We start from the raw sequence: 16,898 nt of genomic DNA, 5'->3' as shown, positions 1-16,898 counted from the left end.
CCGGATCCCGCTATCCTGCGCGCGTGCTTGACCCCGTGGACCGCCCGTTGCTGTTCCTGGACGTCGACGGCACGCTGCTGCCGGTCGGTGGTGACGTGCCGAGCGTGGCCTGGGACGAGAGCTGGCAGACCGACGCGAACCCGCTGCTCGCGCGGCTGTCGCCGGCGCACGGTCCTCGGCTGCTGGCGCTGTCGTGCGAGCTGGTCTGGGCCACCGCCTGGATGGCCGACGCGAACGAGCTCGTCGCACCGCGGCTGGGACTGCCCCAGCTGCCGGTGGCGGAGCTGGGCGAGGTGCCGGCCGCCGAGGATCCGAGCTGGTCGCTGAGCGCCGCCGGTGCCGCGTTGAGCTGGAAGACCAGGGCGCTGGTCGACCAGGCCGCAGGCCGGCCGTTCGCCTGGCTGGACGACGAGATCAACGACGCGGACCGGGCCTGGGTCGACGCGCATCACTCCGGGCCGGCGCTGCTGCACCGGGTGGACGCCCGGCACGGGCTGACCGAGCGCGACTTCACCGTCGTACGCGAGTGGCTCCGCGGCCTGTCGTCGCAGCCGTGACCGCCGGCCGGATGGGCCGCGCACCTGCGTGATCTCGTCTCCCGCGCCGTCGGGCGGTGCCCGGGTGCGCGGTCGGCGGGCTGCGCCGGCTCGGGTTCGTGGCTCGGGTCAGCGCAGGCCGAGCAGCAACGTGGTGGCGGAGCCGAGCATGATCAGCGCGATGCCGGCGTCGAGCACCCGCCAGGTGGTACCGCGGTGGGCCAGTGGTGAGAGCAGCCGCGCGCCGAAACCCAGTGCGCTGAACCAGATCGCGCTGCCGATCGCCGCACCGAGCCCGAACCACCAGCGCAGCGACCCGTGCGCGCTGGCCACCGAGCCGACCAGTACCACCGTGTCCAGGTAGACGTGCGGGTTGAGCCAGGTCAGGGCGAGGCAGCTGGCCAGTACGGCGGGTGCCGCGGCGGCGGCGCCGCCGACCGTCGCGGTCAGGGCGCCGGGACGCAGCGCGCGCCGGGCGGCGAGCACCGCGTACCCGAGCAGGAACGCGGCGCCGGCCAGCCGGGCCACGGTGAGGATCACCGGCGCCGCCTCGACCAGGGCGCCGAGGCCACCGACACCGGCGGAGATCAGTACTGCGTCGGAGGCGGTGCAGACCAGTACGATGGCCGCGACGTACTCGCGGCGCAGCCCCTGGCGCAGCACGAACGCGTTCTGCGCGCCGATGGCGACGATCAACGAGAGCCCGAATCCCAGGCCGGACACGACGGCGACGATCACGGTTCCAGCCTGGCGGGCCGAGTCGCAACAGTGAAGCTCATCGTTCTGTAGCTGGATTAGCATTGCTGATGTGGAGGTGGACCTGCCGCAGTTGCGGGCGCTGGTCGCGGCGATCGACGAGGGGTCGTTCGAGGCGGCGGCTCGGGTGCTGCACGTGACGCCGTCCGCGGTCAGCCAGCGGATCAAGGCGCTGGAGACCGCCGCCGGTCAGGTGCTGCTGTTGCGCAGCAAACCGATCACGGTGACCGGCCCGGGCCAGGCCTACCTGCGGCTGGCCCGGCAGATCCAGGCGCTCACCGCGGAGGCGGTCGCCGCTGACGGCCATGCCGGCGAACCGCCGGTGGTGGCGCTCGCGGTCAACGGCGACTCGCTCGGCACCTGGGTGCTGCCGGCGCTGGCGCCGCTGGCCGATGCGGTGCGCTTCGACATCCGGCGGGAGGACCAGGACCATTCCGCCGCACTGTTGCGCCAGGGAGTGGTGATGGCGGCCATCACCACCGCCGCGCAACCGGTGCAGGGCTGCACGGTCACCCGGCTCGGCACCATGCGGTACCGGCCGATGGCCTCGCCGGCGTTCGCCCGTCGCTGGTTTCCCGACGGCGCCACGCCCGACGCGCTGGCGGCCGCGCCGGTGCTGACCTTCGACCGCCGGGACGACCTGCAGGACGCCTACCTGCGGCGGCGTACCCGGCGCCGGCTCGATCCGCCGCGGCACTACATTCCGGCCACCGCCGACTTCGGTAGCGCTGTCCGGCTCGGGATGGGCTGGGGCATGCTGCCCGACCAGCAGCTGCGGCCGGAACGCCGGCGGCGCCAGCTGGTCGAGTTCGATCCTGGTGCGCACCTGGACGTGGTGCTCAACTGGCAGCAGTGGACGCTGCGCACCGACGCGCTCGACCGCACGGCCGCGGCGATCCGGGCCGCGGCGGCCGAGCAGCTCGACCAGCCGGGCCGGGCACGCTGACCGCGATCCCTCGATACGGCGGGGTTTCGGGCCGGGCCGGCTCAGGCCGGGATCGGGGCGCGGCGGCGGGCGGGTCAGGCGGGGGTCGGTGCGCGGCGGCGGGGGGCGATCCGTGGGTACAGGGCGGTGCCGAGGGCGAGGGCCGCGGCACCGGCGGCGGCGGTCAGCCACAGCGTCGCGGTGCCGTGCGCCAGCAGCGGCGCACCGAGCAGCGGTGCCAGGACGGTGCCGACCCCCCAGGACAGGCCGTACCCGGTGAGCACGGTGGCGGCGTGCTGCGGCGGGGCGAGCCGGGACGCGATCGCCTGCTGGGTGCCGAGCAGCAGGCTGCCGCTCGCGCCCTCGAACACCGCGCCGGCCACGAGTTCGGGGACCGTCCCGCCGGCCCACAGCAGCAGCGCCGCCGCGAGCGCGAGGTACCCGATGGTCAGCGTCGTCGCCGGTGCCAGCCGCCGCTCGGTGGCGGCGACGATCCGCTGCGCGGCGATCGCGGCCGCGGCGGCGATCGCGAGCAGCCAGCCGGTCAGGGTGGCGGGATGGCCGCCGGCCTGCACCGCGAGCGGCAGCAGGAACACGACGATCATCGCGAGCGTCGCGTACCCGCTGCCGACGGCGGTCCAGGCGGCGAGCCGCAGCGAGAGCACCGCGCGCCAGGCGGCACGTACCTCGGTGCCGCGCAGCGTGCGACCGGCGGGCAGCCGATGCCACACGACGGCCGCGGCGGCGAGGCTCGTCGCGGCGTCGGCGAGGAACAGCGCGCCGACGCTCCACCGGGTCAGTACCGCGGCGAACACGCCGGCGACGACGCCGGCGACCGCGAGCGACGCCCACAGCAGCGAGTAGCTCGACGCGCGCCGGTCGGCCGGTACCGACTGGGCGATCAGCGCCTGGGTGGCCGGTTCGACCAGCTCGTACGCGAGGCCGAGCAGCAGCGCGCCGCCGACGACGACCGGGATCGAGGTGCCGAGGGCGATCGTGGCCTGTGCCGCGGCGCAGGCGAGCAGCCCGGCGAGCATCGCGGTACGGGCGCCGAACCGGGTGGCGAGCACCCCGCCGAGCAGCCGGGAGGGGATTGTGCCGGCGCCGAAGGCGGCGAGTACCAGGCCGGCCAGCGCCAGGCTGGCGCCGAGGTCGTGGGTCAGTCGCAGGCTCAGGAACCCCATGGCGAAGGCGCCGAGCCGGTTCACCACGCGGATCAGGACGAGCCATCGCGTGACTGTTGTACCCTCAGACGTCAGTGACATGAGAGGAGGCTACGTGACCAGCGAGATGCGTTTCAACAGTCACATCGAGCGGCTGCTGACCACCACCGTCCGGCTGGTGAACGCGTTGACGCCGGGCCTCGACGGCGGCCGGCCGGTGACGCCGCCGACCGGGCCGGCGCTGCGCGAGGTGGTCGCCGAGACGGTGCTCGGCGTCGGCCGCGATTTCTCGCCCAGCGCCGCCGACGCCCAGGCGCTGCGCGGGAGCGCCGCCGAGGCGCGCGAGGTCTTCGCCGCACTGGAGGACGGCGCCGCCGACCGGGCCGCCGCGTTGGTCAACGCGATGCTGCAACACAGCGACGCCCGGCCGCAGCTGGACGCCAACGGCCGCGGCGGGCACACCCTGCACTTCCACGGGCCGGACGACACGTTCGCCCGCGGCTGGGCGGCCGGCATCGCGGCCGGGCTGGCGATGGCGATCGGCGGCGACGCCGGTAGCCGGCTCGGGCTGTGCTCGGCGCCGAACTGCGACCGGGCGTACGTCGATCTGTCCCGCAACTCGCATCGCCGGTTCTGCTCGACCCGCTGCCAGAACCGGGTCAAGACCGCCGCATACCGCGCCCGCGCCACCGTCGGGTAGCGCGGGCACGCCCGGCGTCACGCCGACCGGCCCCGCACGTACCCGTGCGGTCAGTCGCAGGTGCCGTAGCGGCCGCGGTGGAACACCAGCGGCGGGCGGCTGGAGTCCGCGGCGATGGCGCGTACCCGGGCCAGCGCGAAGTCGTGGTCGCCGGCCGGCGTGATCGACTCGATGGTGCAGTCCAGCCACGCCACCGCGCCCAGCAGTACCGGTGCGCCGGTGCTCGGCGCGGGCCGCATCCCGACGTCCCGGAACCGGTCGGTACCGGGTGAGGCGAACGTGCGGGCCAGCGACTCCTGGTGGTGGCCGAGGATGTTGACGCAGAACCCGCCGGCCTGCCGGATCACCGGCCAGGACCCGGACGTGTGCGCCGGGAAGAACCCGACCAGCGGCGGGCGCAGCGACACCGACGTGAACGAGTTCACCGCGAGCCCCACCGGACCGTCCGGGCCGAGTGCCGTCACGATCGTCACCCCGGTCGGGAAGTGACCGAGCACCCGGCGGTACTCGTCGGGTTCCGGCCCGGTGGGCGCGGGGTATTCGTCCGGTTCGATGTCTGACGGCACGACTGCCATTAGAACGCATCCCACCCGGCCGGGCACGTGATCATCCGCACCGTTCCCGGCGCCGGCGGGCTGCTAGCCTCCGGGACATGCTGGCCGCGTACGCAGAACGTATCGATCCGGACGATCCGCTGTCGGCCCTCGCGGTCGGCGAGCAACCCGAACCGGAGGTACCGGACGGGTGGGCGGTCGTCGACGTCGCGGCCGCCTCGGTCAACCACCACGACCTGTGGTCGCTGCGCGGGGTGGGGCTGTCGGCCGACGCGCTACCGATGATCCTCGGTTGCGACGCCGCCGGTACCGACGCGGACGGGCGGCGGGTCGTGGTGCACGCGGTGCTCGGCGACCCCGCCGTCGGCGACGGCGACGAAACCCTGGACCCGCGCCGCAGCCTGCTCTCCGAGCGGTACCCGGGCACCCTGGCGCAGCGGGTCGCGGTGCCGGCGCGCAACCTGGTACCGCTGCCGGACGGAATCGACTTCGACGCCGCGGCGTGCCTGCCCACCGCCTGGCTCACCGCGTACCGGATGCTGACCAGCCGCGGCCGGCTACCCGATGGCGGTGCGGTGCTCGTGCAGGGCGCGGGCGGTGGGGTGGCGAGCGCCGCGGTGGTGCTGGCCCAGGCGCTCGGCGCCCGGGTGTACGCGACGAGCCGGGACGCCGCCAAGCGCGACCGGGTCGCCGAGCTCGGTGCGACCGCGGTCGAGCCCGGGGCGAAGCTGCCGGAGCGGGTCGACGTGGTGATCGAGACGGTCGGTGAGGCCACCTTCGAGCACTCGCTCAAGTGCGCCAAGCCGGGCGGCCGGATCGTCGTCGCCGGTGCCACCAGCGGCCACCTGCCCGCCGTCGACCTGCGCCGGGTCTTCTTCCTGCAGCTGGAGATCGTCGGCGCCACCATGGGCACCCGCGACGAGCTGGCCGCCCTGGTCGACCTGTGCGTCGCGAAGAACCTGCGGCCGGTCGTCGACTCCACCTATCCGCTTGCCGACGCCGCCACCGCGTTCGCCCGCCTCGCCGAGGGCACCACCTTCGGCAAGCTCGTCCTGCACCCCTGACCGCTACTTCTGCTTGTGCGCAGTGCAGAGCCCCAGCACGAACGCGAGCAGCATCGTGCAAAGCAAGCCGAGAGCGATCGAGGTCGTCACGCCGACCGCCGGACGAGAAGCCGCGCAGCTTCGCGTAGAACGTCCTAACGTGGGCGCCCTTGTCGATCTCGTCCACCTTCGCGATCGGTCAGGGACCGGGTTGGCGTGGCCGCGCCGCCCGGTCCTGCTGCTGTCTCACGGTGATGCCTCCAGTAGATCCGCCGGCCCGAGTTGACGGACGCCGTGGGCGGTGCAGCCGCTGCGCGACGGCGAGCACGGGGTCTCGTCGTCGACACCGGGCAACTGGGCACGGTGGGCGACGAGCCGGGCGAGATCACGCTGATCGAAGGGCTGGTCCTCCAGCCACTTGATCGACCCCACGAGGGTGATCTTCTTGGCGATCGGGGCACGATCCGCGCCGCCGATGTCGATCTCGGGAGCGGGTCGAATTCGTGGAGGGTGGCTCGTCAGGCACGTGCGGTGGGCTGGCCGTACCGGGGGAGCACCGTGGTGTCGATCGGGGAAGGGAGCGGGGCGGGGAGTTCGATCGGCTCGCCGTAGACGCCGTCGAGACGGCCGCGGTACTCGCCGTCGGCCGGGTGGGTGTGCAAGCTCCAGCGACCGACCCGCGGATCGAGTACCAGCAGGACGGCGACGCCCGCTTCGGCGTACCAGCCGTTCTTGTCGGTGACGTCCTTCGCCTTCTCGGACTGGGAGATCACCTCGACCGCCAGCACGACGTCCGCTGGATCGGCGAGCCAGGAGTCGTCCTCGTCCCACTCCACCGGGAGCACGGCCAGATCGGGCGTCACGTAGTCGTCCGGGTCGCCGGGCAGTGCAACGGAAGACATCTCGTACGGTGCGAGGCTCTCGGGCAGGTGCGGTTCGAGCTGAATTCGTAGGCGACGGATGGTGCCCGCGTGCTTACCTCGCGGCGTAGGTGACATCACGAGGCTGCCTCCGACGATCTCGACCCGTAGCCCCGTCGACGCCTCGATGCGCTCCGCGGTCTCACGCAGATGCCCAGGGCGTGGCCGCAGCGCAGGAAGGTCCACTGGAACGCACCTCCTTCTCGACGGTCGGTTACCACGCTACCGGTCCGACGCGACGCGGACCCACCTGCCGCGCCAACCGCCAAGCTGCATCGGGGCTTGCCAGCGGTCAGGTTGCCGACTTGGCGGGTTCGGGTGTCGGGGCAGGGGTGAGGCCGTCCTGGGTGGGGGTGAGGCGGCGGCGGAGGGTGAGGAAGGCCAGGCCGCCGAGCAGGCTGCCGCCGATGCACAGTGCCGCCCAGTACCGGCCGTCGGCGCGGGCAATGAGCAGGCCGGCCAGCGCCGGGCCGGCGATGCCGGAGATGGTCCAGGTCATCCCGGCGAGCGCGTTGTACCGGCCGCGGACCCGCTCGTCGGCGAGCCCGTTGACCAGCGCCGGCATCACCGGCGCCCAGATCGTCTCGCCGGCACCGAACACGGCCAGCCCGAGCACCACCGCCACGATCGCGAGCGGGCGGCCGACGAAGGCGCCGGAGATCGCGACGACCACCCAGGCGGCCGACCAGATCAGCCCGGCGATGCCCAGCGCGGTACTGCGACGGCGGCCGGCGACCAGCCGCAACGTGACCAGCTGCCCGGCGACGATCACCACGGTGTTCGCCGCGAACGCCCAGCCCAGGGTGCGTGCCGGCACCTGCGCCTGGTTCACCGCGTACGCCGTGAAGCCGGTGTCCATCTGCGCGTACGCGCAGGTCAACAGCAGGGTGCCGACCACGATGACGAGCAGCAGGGTGCGGTCGCGCAGCACCTCGCGCCAGCCGGGCTGCGGCGTCGCGGCGTCGCTGGCGGCAACCGGATCAAGCTTGCCGGTGCCGCGCGGCAGGGTCAGCAGCACCACGATGTAGCCGACGTAGCTGGCCGCGTCGATCCAGTACAACCACTGGAAGGTGCGCGGATCGGCCAGATCGACCAGTGCCGAGGCGACCAGCCCGCCGACCCCGAAGCCGGCGTTCATCAGCATGAACTGCACGCCGTACGCGCGTTCCCGCTTCGCGACCGGCACCAACCGGGTCAGCAGCGCGGACGAGCCGGGGAAGGTGGCGCAGTTGAAGACCGCCATCCAGCTCGCCACCACGACGGCGTTCACGGTGGAGTCGATGAAGCCCACCGCCGCCATCCCGGCGGCCTCGCCGAGCAGCCCGAGCAGCAGCACCACCCGCGGCCCGAACCGGTCGATCAACGTGCCGGCGAGCGGGGAGACGACCAGCGCCACCACGCCCATCCAGGACAGGATCAGCCCGACCTGGGTGGTCGGCAGGTGCCGCACCTGGGTCAGGTAGACGAACAGGTACGGCATGGACATGCCGCTGCCGAGCGCGGAGAACGCGATGCCCGCGAACAGCCGGCGCAGCAGCGGCGGCATGCCGGGGGCCTCGGTGGGCGTGGGGGCGGTGGTGAAGGAAGTTGCCATCTCACCGCGAATCGTGCCACCGACCTGAGACAACCCGGCAGCCATTTACGGCCGCCGCGGCGCCCACCGTGGTGGACCTAACACCGGTCAGAGATCGAGCTGGTACTCGTGGCTGACCCGGCTGTGGCGGTAGCCGAGGTCGGCGTTGATCCGGCGCATCGGCCCGTTGCTCGACGCGGTGTCCGCCAGCAGCCCGGACAGCCGCGGGTACCGGTGCGCGGCGCGGTCGATCGCCGCCGCCTTCATCCACCGGGCGAGCCCGTGGCCGCGGTGCTCCGGCAGTACGCCGGTGCCGTAGTGCTGGCCGTCGCCGGTGCCGTCGGCGCCGACGACCAGCTCGGTGAACCCGACGATCTCGCCGGTGTCCTCGGTGGCCACGGCGACGGTGTCCAGGTGCTCGCCCCGGTCGGCGATCGCGCGGGCGGCGTCGCGTACCGCCTCGACATCCCAGTGCACGGTGCCGTAGTCGGTGTCGTCCAACGGCATGTCGTCCATCGCCCGGCGAGACGCGGCGAAGCTCGCCGCGAGCTCGTCGGGCACCGTGCCGCGCCAGCTGACCAGCCGGTACCCGGGGTGCCGGGTGGCGACCTCGGCGGTCAGCGCGGCCCGATCCACGTCGGCCAGCGACAGCCGGGTGTAGATCAGCTGCAGTACCCGGCGGAAGCCGCGGGCGGCGAGGAAGGCGTCGCCGGGTGTGTCCGCGTGCGCCTCGGCGAGCAGGCTGCGCCGGCCGTCCGCGCGGGCCGCCGCCACCAGCGCCGCGAGCAGTGCGGTACCGGTGCCCTGCCGGCGTTGGGCGGGGTGCACGGCGACCGACAGCTCGCCGAGGTGGCGCCGCCCGTCCGAGTCGAACAGCCGCAGGTAGGCGGAGCCGACCGGACAGCCGTCCGGGTCGGCGGCGAGCCAGACCAGCCGCGGGTGCGATCCGGTCTCGGTCAGGGCGGTCAGGGTGATGCGATCCGACACGTGCGCTCCGATCGTGGCCCGGTGGTGCACCGGAACGGGGACGACGCGGGCAAACTATCCGCAGATGGCGCGCGGCGCGACCGATATCGGCAGTCGGCCCGGTCGGCTGTCACCGGCAATATCGGTGGTCAGCCCGGGTGCGGCGGCCACTACCATCGGCGTTCGATGACTGCCACCATGATCGCCAAGGACCTGTCCGCCGGGCACGGTGACCGCGTGCTGTTCGCCGGGCTCGACCTGATCGTCGCGCCCGGCGACGTGGTCGGCCTGGTCGGCGCGAACGGCGCCGGCAAGTCGACGCTGCTGCGCCTGCTGGCCGGTCTGGGTACGGCCGAGTCCGGCGCGGTGTCGCTGAGCCCACCGACCGCGACGGTCGGGTACCTGCCGCAGGAGCTGCAGGCGCGGCGGGGGGAGACGGTCGAGGAGTTCTTCGGCCGGCGCACCGGCGTCGCCGAGGCGCAGCGCCGGCTGGACGAGACGACGCAGGCGCTGACCGAGGGGAGCCCGGGCGCCGACGAGGCGTACGCGACGGCGCTGGAGCGCTGGCTCGCGCTCGGAGGCGCGGATCTCGCCGAGCGTACCGGTGAGGTCACCGCCGACCTCGGCCTCGCCGTGGACCTGACCGTACCGATGGCGACGCTGTCCGGTGGTCAGGCGGCGCGGGCCGGGCTCGCCTCGCTGCTGCTGTCCCGGTACGACGTGTTCCTGCTGGACGAGCCGACCAACAACCTGGACCTGGCCGGGTTGGCGCGGCTGGAGCGGTTCGTCACCGAGCTGCGGGCCGGCACCGTGCTGGTCAGCCACGACCGCGAGTTCCTCACCCGTACCGTGGACCGGGTGGTCGAGCTCGACCTTGCGCAGCAACAGATCCGCACCTATGGCGGCGGCTACGAGTCCTATGTGGAGGAACGGGAGCGGGCGAAACGCCGGGCCCGGCAGGAGTACGAGGAGTACGCGGGCAGGAAGGAGGAGCTGCTGGCGCGGGCGCGCAAGCAGCGCGCGTGGTCGGACAAGGGCGTAGCGAACTCGACGAAGAAGCAGACCGACCCGGACAAGAACATCAAGGCGTACCGGATCGAGGGCAGCGAGAAGCTCGCCGCGAAGGCGAAGCAGACCGAGCGCGCGATCGAGCGGCTGGACGTGGTGGAGGAACCGCGCAAGGAGTGGGAGCTGCGGATGCACATCGCCGCCGCGCCCCGGTCCGGCGCGGTGGTGGCCACGCTGCGCGGCGTGACCGTCCACCGTGGACGGTTCGCGCTCGGCCCGGTGGACCTGCAGATCGACTGGGCCGACCGGGTCGCGATCACCGGTGCGAACGGCGCCGGCAAGTCGACGCTGCTCGCGGTGCTGCTGGGCCGGCTCGCGCCCGACGACGGTACGGCGACGCTCGGCCCCGGCGTGGTGGTCGGTGAGGTCGATCAGGCGCGCGAGACGTTCGAGACCGAGCAACCGCTGGTCGACGCGTTCGCCGCGGCGTCCGGGCTGCTGCCGGCCGAGGCCCGTACCCTGCTGGCGAAGTTCGGCCTGCGCGCCGATCACGTGTTGCGCGCCGCGGACACCCTGTCGCCGGGCGAGCGCACCCGCGCCGGGCTCGCGTTGCTGCAGGCCCGCGGGGTGAACCTGCTCGTCCTGGATGAGCCGACCAACCATCTCGACCTGCCGGCGATCGAGCAGCTCGAATCGGCGCTGGCCGACTATCCGGGCACGTTGCTGCTGGTCAGCCACGACCGCCGGCTGCTCGAAGCGGTCCACGTCACCCGCCGCCTCACCGTCGCGGAGGGCCGGGTCACCGAGCAGGCCTGACCTTCGGTCCCGGCAGGTGAGCCGGGAGCAGGAGGTCGTGTCTCAGCGCCGGTGCGGAGCGTGATCTAGAGAGCGGACTCGAGCAGGAGCTCGAAGCCGTCGGCGGTGCAGCGCAGCAACGTCGGCCGTAGCTCCCGGTCCTCGACCGCCGACTCGGCGACCATCGTGCGCAGCGTGTCGGCGGCCGAGGTACCGGGTCGGGCCAGGTACATGTGGTCCGGGCAGGTGATGGCGATGACGAGCTCGGGCCAGCCGGTGATCGCGCAGATCCGCTCGTGGAAGTCGGGCAGGCAGATCGCGCCCGCCGCGAGGAGGCCGTCCCGGCGGGTCACCCGGCACGTCGTGTCGCCACCGGGCTCGTCCGCGGCCCCGAGCTCGTCCGTGGCCTCCAGGACGAGGCCGTCCAGTACCGCCGCGACCGCGTCCGCGGCCTGCCGCTGGAAGTCCTCGTCGTCGGTCACCTGGCTGTGCAGGATGTGGCCCATGCCGACGGTGCCGCGCGGCGTCAGCGCCACCCGCGCCAGCGTCGCGTAGATCGCGTCTCCCACCACTGGCCAGGACGGCCGAGTCTCCTTGATCCAGTCGCTGCTCGGCAGCGAGGTGCTGCGCAGCACCGGCAGCACCGCCGCATCCCGGGTGCTCTCGAGGATGCCCTGCGAGGCATTCGCCAGCTCCTCCTCGATGCGCTGCCTCTGCACCTCCTCGTTGAGGCGCCGGGCGGTCTCGTACGCCTCGTCCCAGCCGTTCTCGTCCGGCCGCCCCATGATGAAGAAGTGCTGGACGTCGCCGAACGTCTCGGCGATGAACTCTTTGTCCGCAACGGATGGTTCCCAGTGTGCGGCCACCGCCGTGACCTGGCCGGCCCGTACCCCGTCGCGCTCGACGACCTGCGCCCACGCCCGCCGTACGGCGTGGTCGTCGCGCGCGGTCATCAGCGCGCTGTGCACGTCGTCGGTGCCGCGGTGGAAGTTCACGACGTTGACGGCGGGGTCGGTGGCCGGGTCCTCGGTCGGTTCGGGCTCCGCTCCGCCCTCCAGCAGGATCTCCCGGCCGGTCGCGGTGAGCCGGATCAGCGTCGGCCGGAAGGTCGCCGACCGCGCCTCCGCGTTACGTACCAGTGCACGCAACTGGTCCATCGCGGGGGAGTCGGCCGGCACGATCATCAGCTCGTTCGGGTACGGGATGGCGACGATCTGTGCATCCCAGCCGTACCGTTCGAGGATCGTGCCGTGCAGGTTGGCGAGGACGATTGCCGAGCCGGCGACCTGCTCGTCGTGCCGGATCCGAACCAGCGCGATCTCGCCGTCGCTGGTGACCGTCTCCATGTCCAGGCCGGCCATCAGCCGCAGCGCTGCGTCCTTCGCCATCGACAGGAACTCCTCCTGGCCGCTGATCTCGTCCCAGCCCACCGATTCGGCGGCGAGCATTCCGTCCGGCGTGGTCGTGATTCGGGCGAGCGTGGCGAACAGCGCAGTGTCGACCACTGCGAACGCGGGCACCGTGTCCCACAGTTCGCGTCCGGCTGGCAGCGACATGCTGTGTACGACCGGAAGCAGCTCGCCGGGGCGGTCCCCGCTGGTCGCGGCCTCGGCTGCCGGGCGCGGCGCGGTGGGATGCTGGAGTGCCTGGTGCGGGGCGTCCTCGAGTGCGCGGGTCGCGTCGGCCAGCGCCGCGTCCCAACCGTCCACCGCCGGCCGGGCGAACGCGTACGTCACGTCGACGTCGTCGAACGTCAGCTCCAGGTACCGGGTGTCCATGACGGAGGGCTGCCAGCGGCAGTCGATCGCGGTGACCGTCTCGGGGCGCGCGTCGTGCTCGTCGGCGACGGTACGCCAGGCCCGGCGTATCCCGTCGGCGGCACGGGCCGGGACCTCGGCGGTGAGGGTGCGGTCCGAGCCGAGACGGAACGTGACGGTGTTTCGGCTGGCGTCGATCGTCATGCGCAGGTCTCCCAGTGTCCGGTTGGTCGGCTCAGCTTAGGTGCCGGCCGCACGCCGGTCTGACCAGTCTGAGGAGGAACGGAGCTGGGGCGCCGCGCCGCGTTCTTGACTTGAAGTCAGCTTCATGTTTCAGGATGGTGGTCGACGTCCGGCGAGACGAGGAGGCGACGATGCTGGTGGTGCAGGCGACCCGGTTCGGCGGGCCGGATGTGCTGGTGGCGCACCAGGTACCGGGGCCGGTGGCCGGTTCGGGCGAGGTGCTCATCGAGGTCGCCGCGATCGACACGCTGGTGATCGAGACCCGGATCCGGGCCGGGAAGGCGCGGGACTGGTTCCCGGTGACGCCGCCGTACGTGCCGGGCGGCGCGGTCACCGGCACGGTCGTGGTGGTCGGCGACGGCGTCGATCCGGGGCTGCGCGGTCGCCGGGTCGCCGCGTACGTCGACGGCTCGTACGCCGAGCAGGTGGTGGCGCCGGCCGCCGAGCTGGTCGACGTGCCGGACGCGCTGGACCTGCGGGAGTCGGCGGCGCTGTCGCACGACGGGCCGACCGCGCTGGCACTGGCGGAGCTGGCCGGCCTCAAGCCGGACCAGCGGGTCGTGGTGGTCGGTGGTACCGGCGGGGCGGCGATCCTGCTCGTCCAGCTGGCGCACGCGGCCGGCGCGCGCGTGCTGGCGAGCGCGCGCGGCCAGGCCAAGCTCGATCTGGTCCGGCGGCTGGGTGCCGACGAGGCGGTCGACACCGGCGCGGCCGACTGGCCGTCGCTGCGCGCCGACGTGGTCTTCGACGGGGTGGGCGGCGCGATCGGGACGGCCGCCGTCGCGGCGGTCGCCGCCGGGGGCACCTTCCTCGGCTTCGGGGCGGCCACCGATGGCGGTTTCGCCACCGTGCCCGGCTCGGGCGAGCTGACCAGCTACGGCATCGCCGACGTCCGGTTCGGCCCGGCCCGGCAGCGGGAGCTGCTGGCCCGCGCGTTCGCCGCCGCGGTCGAGGGCTCGATCGTGCCGGTGGTCGGCCAGTCGTTCCCGCTGGCCCACGCCGCCCGCGCGCACACCGCGATCGAGCGCCGCGCCGTCGTCGGCAAGACGCTGCTGTTGCCGTGACGGGTGCATCCGCGCACGGGCGGGCCACACTCCACCACGACGGCGCGGAGCTGGTCCCGCTCGATCGTCGACGGCGGCGCCGGGATCGGCCCGCGCTGCGCGTGCGGGTCGACCACCGGTAGCCGGTGGCGGGTGCGGTCAGTAGCCGAGGCGGTGGACCCCGGTGACGTTGACGACGGCGGTACCGGCCTCGTCGGACGCGGCCAGGTCGACCTCGGCGTCGATGGACCAGTCGTGGTCGCCGGCCGGATCGTCGAGCACCTGGCGCACCAGCCAGCGGTCCGGCTGCTGCTCGATCTGCAGCAGCTTCGGGCCGCGCGCGTCCGGGCCGGTACCGATCTCGTCGTGCTCGGCGTAGTACGCGGCCAGCTCGTCGGCCCACTCGTCGGCGTCCAGACCGGCGTCGTCCAGCTCGGCGAGCCGGTCGTACCGGCGCAGCGCGGCCAGCTCGACCCGCCGGAACAGCGCGTTGCGCACCAGCACCCGGAACGCGCGCACGTTCGCGGTCACCGCCGGCGGCTTGTCGTCCACAGTGGACTCATCCGGTACCGCGTCCGGGTGGCTCAGCTTCTCCCACTCGTCCAGCAGGCTCGAGTCGACCTGCCGGACCAGCTCGCCGAGCCACTCGACCAGATCGGTCAGCTCCTCGGTACGGGCCGAGTCCGGCACCGTCTGCTTCAACGCCTTGTACGCGTCGGCCAGGTAGCGCAGCAGCACCCCCTCCGAGCGGGCCAGCTTGTACGCGCCGATGTACTCGGTGAAGGTCATCGCCTGGGAGTACATGTCGCGCACCACCGACTTCGGCGACAGCTCGTGGTCGCGGACCCAGGGGTGGCCCTTCGCGTACGCCTCGTACGTGACGTCGAGTAGGTCGGCGAGCGGCTTGGGCCAGGTGACCTGCTCCAGCCGCTCCATCCGCTCGTCGTACTCGACGCCGTCGGCCTTCATCGCCTCGACCGCCTCGCCGCGGGCGGCGAACTGCTGCGCGGACAGGACCTGCCGGGGATCGTCCAGAGTGGACTCGATCACCGACACCACGTCCAGCGCGTAGGAGGGCGACTCGCGGTCGAGCACCTCCAGGGCGGCCAGCGCGAACGGCGACAGCGGCTGGTTCAGCGCGAAGTCCGCCTGCAGGTCGATGGTGACCCGGATGGTGTCGCCGTACTCGTCCGGCTCGTCCAGCTCCTCCACCACCCCGCCGGCCCGCAGCGCCCGGTAGATCGCGATCGTCCGGCGGATGTGCCGCAGCTGCGCGGCGCGGGTCTCGTGGTTGTCCTCCAGCAGGTGCCGCATCGACAGGAACGGCTCGCCGCCGCGGTCGATGACGTTCAGCAGCATGGCGTGGCTGACCTTGAACTGCGAGCTGAGCGGCTCCGGCTCGGCCGCCACCAGCCGCTCGAAGGTCGCCTTCGTCCAGGACACGGTGCCCGGCGCCGGCTTCTTGCGCACCACCTTGCGCCGCTTCTTCTCGTCGTTGCCCGCCTTGCGCAGCGCCTTCTCGTTCTCGATCACGTGGTCCGGCGCCTCGACCACGACCGTACCGGCGGTGTCGTAACCGGCCCGGCCGGCCCGGCCGGCGATCTGGTGGAACTCGCGCGCGTTGAGCTGGCGCATCCGTACCCCGTCGAACTTGGTCAGCCCGGAGAAGATCACCGTCCGGATCGGCACGTTGATGCCGACGCCGAGGGTGTCGGTACCGCAGATCACCTTCAACAGCCCGGCCTGCGCCAGCAGCTCCACCAGCCGGCGGTACTTGGGCAGCATGCCGGCGTGGTGCACGCCGATCCCGTGCCGGACCAACCTCGACAGCGTCTTGCCGAACCCGGCGGCGAACCGGAAGTCACCGATCAGCGCGCTGATCGCCTCCTTCTCCGCCTTGCTGCTCACGTTCGTGCTCATCAGCGCCTGGGCGCGCTCCAGCGCCGCCGCCTGGGTGAAGTGCACGACGTAGATCGGCGCCTGGTGGTCCTCCAGCAGCAACTCCAGCGTCTCGTGCAGCGGCGTCGTGACGTACTCGAAGGACAGCGGCACCGGTCGCTGCGCCGAGCTGACCACGGTGGTGGTGCGGCCGGTGCGCCGGGTCAGGTCCGCCTCGAACTTCGACACGTCGCCGAGGGTCGCCGACATCAGCAGGAACTGTGCCTTGCGCAGCTCGATCAGCGGCACCTGCCAGGCCCAGCCGCGGTCCGGGTCGGCGTAGAAGTGGAACTCGTCCATCACGACCTGATCGACGTCGGCGTCGGAGCCCTCCCGCAGCGCCAGGTTCGCCAGGATCTCCGCGGTGCAGCAGATGATCGGTGCGGTCGGGTTGACGCTCGCGTCGCCGGTGAGCATGCCGACGTTCGCCGGGCCGAACGTGTCGCACAGTGCGAAGAACTTCTCGCTCACCAGCGCCTTGATCGGCGCGGTGTAGAAGGTCCGGCCGCGGCGCTGCTCGCCCGGGCGGCCACTGGTGGCGACCCCGGCCAGCGCGGCGAAGTGCGCGCCGACCGCGACCAGGCTCTTGCCCGACCCGGTGGGCGTCGACAGGATCACGTTCGAGCCGGACACCAGCTCGATCAGCGCCTCCTGCTGCGCCGGGTACAGCTCGAGGCCCTGCTCGCCGACCCAGCCCTCGAACGCCTCGTAGACCGCGTCCGGCTCCGCGCTGCCGGGTACCAGGTCGGTCAGTGTCACGCTCGCTCCATCTCGTGGGTCTGGGTGGCTGCCGGGCTGCCCCGACGGTACGCGTCGCGCCGGTCGGACCGCGCCGACGCCGTGCTGTACAACGCCGGCCGCGGCGCGGCATTCCCTGCCTTGACGACAAATGGTGCACAACGGTAGTCGCGTGACCACTCCGTGTCCCCAAACGTCCGCCGGTGGTGCTATCGTTCCTCGACTTTTCCCCTGGGAGCT

At 72.8% G+C, this 16,898-nt stretch carries 15 protein-coding genes; 6 read left to right on the top strand and 9 right to left on the bottom strand.

The annotated features are described in order from the left end of the window. Window positions 1-23 precede the first annotated feature (23 nt). On the top strand, window positions 24-557 hold the full coding sequence (locus Asera_RS00075; protein WP_030445030.1) for an HAD domain-containing protein: 534 nt from the start codon (window positions 24-26) through the stop codon (window positions 555-557). 108 nt (window positions 558-665) lie between these two features. Here Asera_RS00075 and Asera_RS00070 read toward each other — a convergent pair whose 3' ends face one another. After that, entirely contained in the window at window positions 666-1,274 is a 609-nt protein-coding gene (locus Asera_RS00070) for a LysE/ArgO family amino acid transporter (RefSeq protein WP_211255495.1), read from the bottom strand. A gap of 70 nt (window positions 1,275-1,344) precedes the next feature. On the opposite strand from Asera_RS00070, the gene Asera_RS00065 reads away from it, so the two are divergent. Further along, on the top strand, window positions 1,345-2,238 hold the full coding sequence (locus Asera_RS00065; RefSeq protein ID WP_030445032.1) for a LysR family transcriptional regulator ArgP: 894 nt from the start codon (window positions 1,345-1,347) through the stop codon (window positions 2,236-2,238). Between the two features lie 74 nt (window positions 2,239-2,312). Here Asera_RS00065 and Asera_RS00060 read toward each other — a convergent pair whose 3' ends face one another. Next, window positions 2,313-3,482, bottom strand: a complete 1,170-nt coding sequence (locus tag Asera_RS00060; protein ID WP_084131010.1) for an MFS transporter — start codon at window positions 3,480-3,482, stop codon at window positions 2,313-2,315. 13 nt (window positions 3,483-3,495) lie between these two features. On the opposite strand from Asera_RS00060, the gene Asera_RS00055 reads away from it, so the two are divergent. Beyond that, window positions 3,496-4,080: a CGNR zinc finger domain-containing protein gene (locus tag Asera_RS00055; protein ID WP_211255496.1), complete on the top strand. Its 585-nt coding sequence runs from the start codon at window positions 3,496-3,498 to the stop codon at window positions 4,078-4,080. A 50-nt stretch (window positions 4,081-4,130) separates the two neighbouring features. Here Asera_RS00055 and Asera_RS00050 read toward each other — a convergent pair whose 3' ends face one another. Continuing rightward, on the bottom strand, window positions 4,131-4,646 hold the full coding sequence (locus Asera_RS00050) for a flavin reductase family protein (protein ID WP_244843675.1): 516 nt from the start codon (window positions 4,644-4,646) through the stop codon (window positions 4,131-4,133). 86 nt (window positions 4,647-4,732) lie between these two features. Between Asera_RS00050 and Asera_RS00045 the strand changes: the two genes are divergently transcribed. Further along, the gene (locus Asera_RS00045; protein WP_030445036.1) at window positions 4,733-5,698 is read left to right on the top strand and encodes a zinc-binding dehydrogenase; all 966 of its coding nucleotides are present in this window, start codon (window positions 4,733-4,735) and stop codon (window positions 5,696-5,698) included. A 225-nt stretch (window positions 5,699-5,923) separates the two neighbouring features. On the opposite strand, the gene Asera_RS00040 is transcribed toward Asera_RS00045, so the two are convergent. From Asera_RS00040 to Asera_RS00025, 4 genes are all read right to left on the bottom strand, one after another. Further along, a complete protein-coding gene (locus Asera_RS00040; RefSeq protein WP_030445037.1) occupies window positions 5,924-6,109 on the bottom strand; it encodes a hypothetical protein in 186 nt (61 codons plus the stop codon). An 86-nt stretch (window positions 6,110-6,195) separates the two neighbouring features. Then, a complete protein-coding gene (locus Asera_RS00035; RefSeq protein ID WP_030445038.1) occupies window positions 6,196-6,783 on the bottom strand; it encodes a Uma2 family endonuclease in 588 nt (195 codons plus the stop codon). Between the two features lie 106 nt (window positions 6,784-6,889). Further along, a complete protein-coding gene (locus Asera_RS00030; RefSeq protein WP_169745809.1) occupies window positions 6,890-8,191 on the bottom strand; it encodes an MFS transporter in 1,302 nt (433 codons plus the stop codon). Window positions 8,192-8,278: 87 nt separating this feature from the next. Continuing rightward, window positions 8,279-9,157, bottom strand: coding sequence for a GNAT family N-acetyltransferase (locus Asera_RS00025; protein WP_051801940.1), 879 nt, complete (start codon window positions 9,155-9,157; stop codon window positions 8,279-8,281). Between the two features lie 165 nt (window positions 9,158-9,322). On the opposite strand from Asera_RS00025, the gene Asera_RS00020 reads away from it, so the two are divergent. After that, window positions 9,323-10,960, top strand: coding sequence for an ABC-F family ATP-binding cassette domain-containing protein (locus Asera_RS00020; protein WP_030445041.1), 1,638 nt, complete (start codon window positions 9,323-9,325; stop codon window positions 10,958-10,960). Between the two features lie 65 nt (window positions 10,961-11,025). Here the strand turns inward: Asera_RS00020 and Asera_RS00015 are convergent, their stop codons facing one another. Continuing rightward, window positions 11,026-12,900, bottom strand: coding sequence for a hypothetical protein (locus Asera_RS00015; protein ID WP_051801913.1), 1,875 nt, complete (start codon window positions 12,898-12,900; stop codon window positions 11,026-11,028). 134 nt (window positions 12,901-13,034) lie between these two features. On the opposite strand from Asera_RS00015, the gene Asera_RS00010 reads away from it, so the two are divergent. Continuing rightward, window positions 13,035-14,003 (top strand): zinc-binding dehydrogenase, encoded by a 969-nt coding sequence (locus Asera_RS00010; RefSeq protein ID WP_211255497.1) that lies wholly within the window; start codon window positions 13,035-13,037, stop codon window positions 14,001-14,003. A gap of 138 nt (window positions 14,004-14,141) precedes the next feature. Here Asera_RS00010 and Asera_RS00005 read toward each other — a convergent pair whose 3' ends face one another. After that, entirely contained in the window at window positions 14,142-16,679 is a 2,538-nt protein-coding gene (locus tag Asera_RS00005; RefSeq protein WP_030445044.1) for a DEAD/DEAH box helicase, read from the bottom strand. Window positions 16,680-16,898: the final 219 nt, after the last annotated feature.

Origin of the sequence: Actinocatenispora sera, from assembly GCF_018324685.1 — a bacterium.
GTDB classification, from domain to species: domain Bacteria; phylum Actinomycetota; class Actinomycetes; order Mycobacteriales; family Micromonosporaceae; genus Actinocatenispora; species Actinocatenispora sera.
Note: the sequence above shows the minus strand (reverse complement) of the source record. Positions and strands in the feature narration are given on the sequence as shown.

Bases quoted from the DNA above. Each gene is read 5' to 3' on its own strand.
- Asera_RS00060 (WP_084131010.1), bottom strand. From the start codon at position 3,482: ATGTCACTGACGTCTGAGGGTACAACAGTCACGCGATGGCTCGTCCTG.
- Asera_RS00045 (WP_030445036.1), top strand. From the start codon at position 4,733: ATGCTGGCCGCGTACGCAGAACGTATCGATCCGGACGATCCGCTGTCG.
- Asera_RS00030 (WP_169745809.1), bottom strand. From the start codon at position 8,191: ATGGCAACTTCCTTCACCACCGCCCCCACGCCCACCGAGGCCCCCGGC.
- Asera_RS00020 (WP_030445041.1), top strand. From the start codon at position 9,323: ATGACTGCCACCATGATCGCCAAGGACCTGTCCGCCGGGCACGGTGAC.
- Asera_RS00015 (WP_051801913.1), bottom strand. From the start codon at position 12,900: ATGACGATCGACGCCAGCCGAAACACCGTCACGTTCCGTCTCGGCTCG.
- Asera_RS00010 (WP_211255497.1), top strand. From the start codon at position 13,035: ATGGTGGTCGACGTCCGGCGAGACGAGGAGGCGACGATGCTGGTGGTG.